A 6,479-nucleotide genomic window follows, 5' to 3' on the forward strand; every position below is an offset into this window, starting at 1 on the left:
GGTCGAGGCGCCGGACCCATCCCGCCAGCGGCACACCGGCGCCGCCGGGCGCTGCGCCCGCGCTTTCTCCCCCCTCCCGCTTCCAGTACCCTTGCCCGCCTGAATTTACGTTCAAGGACTCACGATGCGCTGGATCACACGCCCCGGCTGGCCGGGCAACCTGCTGGCCCTGGCCGCGGGCGCCCTCACCCCGCTGGCGTTTGCCCCGTTCGATTTCTGGCCCCTGCAACTGCTCTGCATCGGCCTGTTCTACCTCGGCCTGCGCGATCTGACGGCGAACGCCGCGTTCCGCCGCGGCTGGTGTTTCGGCCTCGGCCTGTACCTGGCCGGCACCGGCTGGATCTACGTCAGCATCCACGACTACGGCGCCGCCTCCGTGCCGCTGGCCGGCTTCCTCACCGTGGGTTTCTCGGCCTGCGTGGCGCTGTTCTTCGCGCTTCCCGCCTGGCTCTGGGCGCGCTGGCTGCGCCGTAGCGAGGCACCGCTGGCCGATGCGCTGGCCTTCGCCGCGCTGTGGCTGGCCCAGGAAGCCTTTCGCGGCTGGTTCCTCACCGGCTTCCCCTGGCTGTATGCCGGCTACACCCAGCTGGACGGCCCGCTGTCCGGGTTGGCACCGCTGGGTGGCGTCTGGCTGCTGTCCTTCGTCCTGGCGCTGAGCGCCGCGCTGCTGGTCAACCTGCCGCGCCTGCGCGAACGCCGGACGTTCTTCGTCGGCGCGCTGGCGTTGTTGCTGGCGCCCTGGCTGGTCGGGGTGCTGCTCAAGGGCCACGCCTGGACCCTCGCTCTGGGCACCCCGCTGCAGGTGGCGGCGGTACAGGGCAACGTCGCCCAGGAGATGAAGTGGGACCGCGAACACCTCAACGCCCAGCTCAAGCTTTACCGCGACCTCAGCGTCGAGGCGCGCCCGGTTGACCTGCTGGTCTGGCCGGAAACCGCGGTGCCAGTGGTCAAGGATTATGCCGAGCCCTACCTGCAGAGCATGGGCCGCTTCGCCGATGAGCGCCGCAGCGCACTGATCACTGGCGTGCCGGTGCGCCAGGCCAATGAACGCGGCGAGCTGCGCTACTACAACGGCATCACCGTGGTCGGCCAGGGCGAAGGCACCTACCTGAAACAGAAGCTGGTGCCGTTCGGCGAGTACGTGCCGCTGCAGGACCTGCTGCGCGGGCTGATCGCCTTCTTCGACCTGCCGATGTCGGACTTCGCCCGCGGCCCGGCCGACCAGGCGCTGCTGCAGGCCAAGGGTTACAGGATCGCCCCGTACATCTGCTACGAAGTGGTCTACCCGGAATTCGCCGCGGGCCTCGCCGCCCGCAGCGACCTGCTGCTCACGGTGAGCAACGACACCTGGTTCGGCCGCTCCATCGGCCCGCTGCAACACCTGCAGATGGCCCGGATGCGCGCCCTCGAGGCCGGCCGATGGATGATCCGCGCGACCAACAACGGGGTCAGCGCGCTGATCGATCCGTTCGGCCGGATCACCGAGCAGGTTCCGCAGTTCCAGCAGGTCGTGCTTTACGGCGAAGTGACGCCGATGCAGGGCCTGACGCCGTACCTGCGCTGGCGTGCCTGGCCGATGGTGATCCTCTGCGGCCTGTTGTTCGGCTGGGCACTGCTGGCCAGCCGCTGGGCGAAGACGCTCTAGCGCGGGCGGATCGGCGCCAGGCGCCGCCGCGCAGGGCGGGTCTACCCCGCGAGCCGAGCGTGTCTTGTGACGATCCGCTCATTGGCGACCGTAGGCCAGCGGATAGGCCAGCAGGCCAATGGCTTCGTTGAGCAATTGCCCGCTTTGCCACACCGCGGTGCCTTCCGGCAGCCAACCTCCGGTCGGGCGTCCGTTCGGCATCCCCAGGAAACCGGAGGGCGCACCGATCACCTGCAAGCCCTGCTGCTCGAAACTCCAGCGCGCGCGAGGCATGTGCCAGGCCTGGGTCACCAGCACCACGCGGGTGATGCCCTGCTCGCGAAGGAGTTTCGCGGTGAACAGCGCGTTTTCCCAGGTGGTGCGGCTGGCCGGCTCCTGCCAGCGCACCGGCGTGCCGAAGTCGCGGGCGAGCGAGTCGGCCATCATCTGCGCCTCGCTGAGCGGCTGGCCGTAGGGCGAGCCACCGGACGTCAGCAGAGGCAGCTTCGAGGCTCTCGCCAGTCGCGCGGCGTAGCGCATGCGTTCGATGGCCATCGGCGCCGGCTGGGCGACGCCACCCCAGGCCGGGTCGTCCGGCACCTGCCCGGCGCCCAGCACCACGATCACCTCGGCCTGCTGCGCCAGCGCCGGCCAGTCGGCTTCCGCCAACGGCTGCTCGTGGCGCTCCAGCCACTGCGCGCCCTTCTCTACCGTAACGGGCAGGCTCATGGCCCAGAGCCCGCCGAAGCCGAGCAACAGGCACAACGCCGACAGCCGGGGAGCACGCCGGCGCAGGTACCAGCCGAGCAGCAACAGCAGCAACAGGCCGCCTGGCGGCATCAGCAGTTGTTTGAAGATGTAGCGGATCGACATCGGGCACCTCCTGGGTGCCCGCAGCCTAACGGGGAAGCACGCGCGGCGAAAGCGGGCCGGGAGCTTGCCCGGACGCGCGCGGGAAACGCGGATCGCCTCCCTCCCGGCCAGACGCGGCGGCGAGCCCCTCGGACAGGCCGCCATGCAGTTCGGGGTCGTGCTGCAGATAGGCTTGAATCAGCGCCATCTCGATTCCCGACAGCCCGCTGATCTCCAATTCGACCGAACTGCGATTGCGGAAGGCGCGGTCGATTTCCGCCCCTTCCAGCGCCAGCGCGATACGCTGCAGCAGATGCGCGTAGATGTCGCTTTCGTGTTGCGCAGTCATCGTGCCTCCCGGTACCGGAGATCGGCATCCGAGGTATCAGTCTAGGCGCGGCCCGCACCCGCTTCCAGCAGGGCGACAGGCGGACGGGCAATCTGGGTTTCCCACGGTCAAGGCCGGTCATGTATGCTACGGCGTTTCCCGCAAGAGCCTGTTCGGTATCGAAAAGTGCGCAGGCCAGGTACGACGAGTAAACGGATTGGACGCCTCCCGCGGGTCCGTTTTTCATGCTCTGCCCGGACGCCTTCGCCGTCGATCGTAAACCGGCTCCCCGCCCTCATCTCCAGCGCCAGTAGCCATGCACGAACAGTATCAGCCCCGCGAAATCGAAGCCGCCGCGCAATCCTTCTGGGATCAGAACCAGTCCTTCCTCGCCACCATGAAGCCCGGCCAGGAGAAGTTCTACTGCCTGTCGATGTTCCCCTACCCCAGCGGCAAGCTGCACATGGGGCACGTGCGCAACTACACCATCGGCGACGTGATCGCCCGCTACCAGCGCATGCAGGGCAAGAACGTGTTGCAGCCGATGGGCTGGGACGCCTTCGGCATGCCGGCCGAGAACGCGGCGATGAAGAACAACGTCGCGCCGGCGCAGTGGACCTACGACAACATCGCCTACATGAAGACCCAGCTGAAGAGCCTGGGCCTGGCGATCGACTGGTCGCGCGAAGTCACCACCTGCAAGCCGGACTACTACCGCTGGGAACAGTGGCTGTTCACCCAGCTGTTCGAGAAAGGGATCATCTACCGCAAGAACGGCACGGTGAACTGGGACCCGGTCGACCAGACCGTCCTGGCCAACGAGCAGGTCATCGACGGCCGCGGCTGGCGTTCGGGCGCGCTGATCGAGAAGCGCGAAATCCCGATGTACTACTTCAAGATCACCGCCTACGCGGATGAACTGCTGAGCAGCCTCGACGACCTTCACGGCTGGCCGGAGCAGGTCAAGACCATGCAGCGCAACTGGATCGGCAAGTCGCGCGGCATGGAAGTCAGCTTCCCCTACGACGTCGCCAGCATCGGCAGCGAAGGCGCACTGAAGGTCTTCACCACCCGCGCCGACACGCTGATGGGCGCCACCTACGTCGCGGTCGCCGCCGAACATCCGCTGGCGACCCTGGCCGCCCAGGGCGATGCCGAGCTGCAGGCGTTCATCGACGAATGCAAACGCGGCGGCGTGGCCGAGGCCGATATCGCCACCCAGGAAAAGAAAGGCTATGCCACCCGCCTGCGCGTACAGCACCCGCTGACCGGCGAGCTGCTCCCGGTGTGGGTCGCCAACTACGTGCTGATGCACTACGGCGACGGCGCGGTGATGGCGGTCCCCGCGCACGACGAGCGCGACTTCGAGTTCGCCAGCAAGTACGGGCTGCCGATCAAGCCGGTGGTGCGCACCTCGGCCGGCGATGAAACGCCAGCTCCCTGGCAGGACGCCTACGGCGAGCACGGCCAACTGATCAATTCCGGGGCCTTCGACGGGCTCGACTTCGCCGGCGCCTTCGATGCCATCGAAGTCGCCCTGCGCGACAAGGGCCTGGGCCAGGCGCGCACGCAGTTCCGCCTGCGCGACTGGGGCATCAGCCGCCAGCGCTACTGGGGCTGCCCGATCCCGATCATCCACAGCGAAGACGGCGACGACATCCCGGTGCCAGCCGACATGCTGCCGGTGGTGCTGCCCGAAGACGTGGTGCCGGACGGAGCCGGTTCGCCGCTGGCGCGCCTGCCCTCGTTCTACGAAACCACCGACCCGCGCACCGGCAAGCCGGCGCGCCGCGAAACCGACACGATGGACACCTTCGTCGAGTCGTCCTGGTACTTCGCCCGCTATGCCTCGCCGAATTTCACCGGCGGCATGCTGGACAAGGAAGAAGCCAACTACTGGCTGCCGGTCGACCAGTACATCGGCGGCATCGAGCACGCCATCCTGCACCTGCTCTACGCGCGCTTCTTCCACAAACTGATGCGCGACCAGGGGCTGATCGACTCCAGCGAGCCGTTCGAGAACCTGCTGACCCAGGGCATGGTGGTCGCCGAGACCTACTACCGCGTGCTCGCCAACGGCGGCAAGGACTGGTTCAACCCGGCCGACGTCGAAGTCGAGCGCGATGCCAAGGCCAAGGTCATCGGCGCCAAGCTGAAGAGCGACGGCCAGCCGGTGGAAATCGGCGGCGTCGAGAAGATGTCCAAGTCGAAGAACAACGGCGTCGATCCGCAATCGATGATCGATGCCTACGGCGCCGACACCTGTCGCCTGTTCATGATGTTCGCCTCGCCGCCGGACATGAGCCTGGAATGGTCCGACTCCGGCGTCGAAGGTTCCAGCCGCTTCCTGCGCCGCGTCTGGCGCCTGGCCCACACCCACGTCACCGGCGGACTGCCGGGCGCGCTGGATGTGGCCAGCCTGAACGACGCGCAGAAAGAGGTCCGCCGTGCCATTCACCTGGCGATCCGCCAGGCCAGCCAGGACGTCGGCCAGCACCACAAATTCAACACCGCCATCGCCCAGGTGATGACGCTGATGAACGTGCTGGAAAAAGCCGCCCAGGACAGCGACCAGGATCGCGCGCTGCTGCACGAGGGCCTCGAGACCGTGACCCTGCTGCTGGCGCCGATCACGCCGCACATCTGCCATGAACTCTGGAACCGGCTGGGCCACGATGGCGCGGTGATCGACGCAAAATGGCCGGCGCTGGACGAGTCCGCGCTGGTTCAGGACAGCCTGCAACTGGTCATCCAGGTCAACGGCAAGCTGCGCGGACAGATCGAGATGCCGGCCAGCGCCGGTCGCGAGGAAATCGAAGCGGCGGCGCGGCAGAACGAGAACGTCCTGCGCTTCACCGAAGGGCTGACGATCCGCAAGGTGATCGTGGTTCCGGGTAAATTGGTCAACATCGTCGCCAACTGAACACCATCCGGCGCCGACCAGAAGGCGCCGGAATGCCTGCCAAGGGGATAGAAGAAATGCTCAAACGGAACCTGCTGCTCGTCGGCCTGACCTTGCTCCTGAGTGCCTGCGGCTTCCAGCTGCGCGGCACCGGCGACACCCAGTTCGCCCTCAAGGAACTCGACCTGCAGGCGCGCGATGCCTACGGCGAGGTCGCCAAGCAGCTCACCGCCCTGCTGGAACGCAGCGACGTGAAGGTCTACCAGGGCGCGCCCTACAAGCTGATCATCGCCCGCGAGGAAGAGAAGCAGCGTACCGCCAGCTACACCAGCTCCGCGCGCAGTGCCGAGTACGAAATCAGCCGCACGCTGCACTACCAGATCCGCGCCGGCAAGGACCTGGTCCTGCTCGAGGACAGCGTCGAAGTCCAGCAGACCTACGTGCACGACCAGAACAACCTGATCGGCTCGAGCCAGGAAGGCCAGCAACTGCGCGCCGAGATGACCCGTGAGCTGGTTCAGCAACTGGCCCTGCGCCTGCAACTGCTCAGCCCGGATCGCCTGGCCCAACTGCAGGAAACCGCCGAAGCCCGTGCCCGCGCCGAAGCCGAAGCGGCGGAAGCCGAACGCCGCGCGCGCGCCGCGGTGCCGCAGCAGTCGCCGATCGAACTGCCGATCCCGACCAAGTGATCGCCACGGGCCGCCTCGGCGGCCCGATTCCCTTCCGATGAAACTCAACGTCGCCCAACTCGGCAAGCCCCTGCAGGGCCGCCT

General features: G+C 67.4%; 5 protein-coding genes. 3 read left to right on the plus strand and 2 right to left on the minus strand.

Going from position 1 to position 6,479, the window contains the following annotated elements; all coding sequences use genetic code 11:
* Positions 1–124 precede the first annotated feature (124 nt).
* Positions 125–1,645: an apolipoprotein N-acyltransferase gene (gene lnt / locus QMX85_RS14220; protein WP_282341896.1), complete on the plus strand. Its 1,521-nt coding sequence runs from the start codon at positions 125–127 to the stop codon at positions 1,643–1,645.
* Positions 1,646–1,723: 78 nt separating this feature from the next.
* On the opposite strand, the gene QMX85_RS14225 is transcribed toward lnt, so the two are convergent.
* Both QMX85_RS14225 and QMX85_RS14230 read right to left on the minus strand, forming a co-directional pair.
* Positions 1,724–2,497: a YdcF family protein gene (locus QMX85_RS14225; protein ID WP_282341898.1), complete on the minus strand. Its 774-nt coding sequence runs from the start codon at positions 2,495–2,497 to the stop codon at positions 1,724–1,726.
* A gap of 25 nt (positions 2,498–2,522) precedes the next feature.
* Entirely contained in the window at positions 2,523–2,825 is a 303-nt protein-coding gene (locus QMX85_RS14230) for a hypothetical protein (protein ID WP_282341900.1), read from the minus strand.
* Positions 2,826–3,120: 295 nt separating this feature from the next.
* On the opposite strand from QMX85_RS14230, the gene leuS reads away from it, so the two are divergent.
* Positions 3,121–5,727 (plus strand): leucine--tRNA ligase, encoded by a 2,607-nt coding sequence (gene leuS / locus QMX85_RS14235; protein WP_282341902.1) that lies wholly within the window; start codon positions 3,121–3,123, stop codon positions 5,725–5,727.
* Positions 5,728–5,783: 56 nt separating this feature from the next.
* Positions 5,784–6,395, plus strand: coding sequence for an LPS assembly lipoprotein LptE (lptE, locus tag QMX85_RS14240; RefSeq protein WP_282341904.1), 612 nt, complete (start codon positions 5,784–5,786; stop codon positions 6,393–6,395).
* Positions 6,396–6,479: the final 84 nt, after the last annotated feature.

The sequence above is a fragment of the Pseudomonas sp. PS02288 genome, from assembly GCF_029959715.1.
Taxonomy (GTDB): Bacteria; Pseudomonadota; Gammaproteobacteria; order Pseudomonadales; family Pseudomonadaceae; genus Pseudomonas_O; species Pseudomonas_O kuykendallii.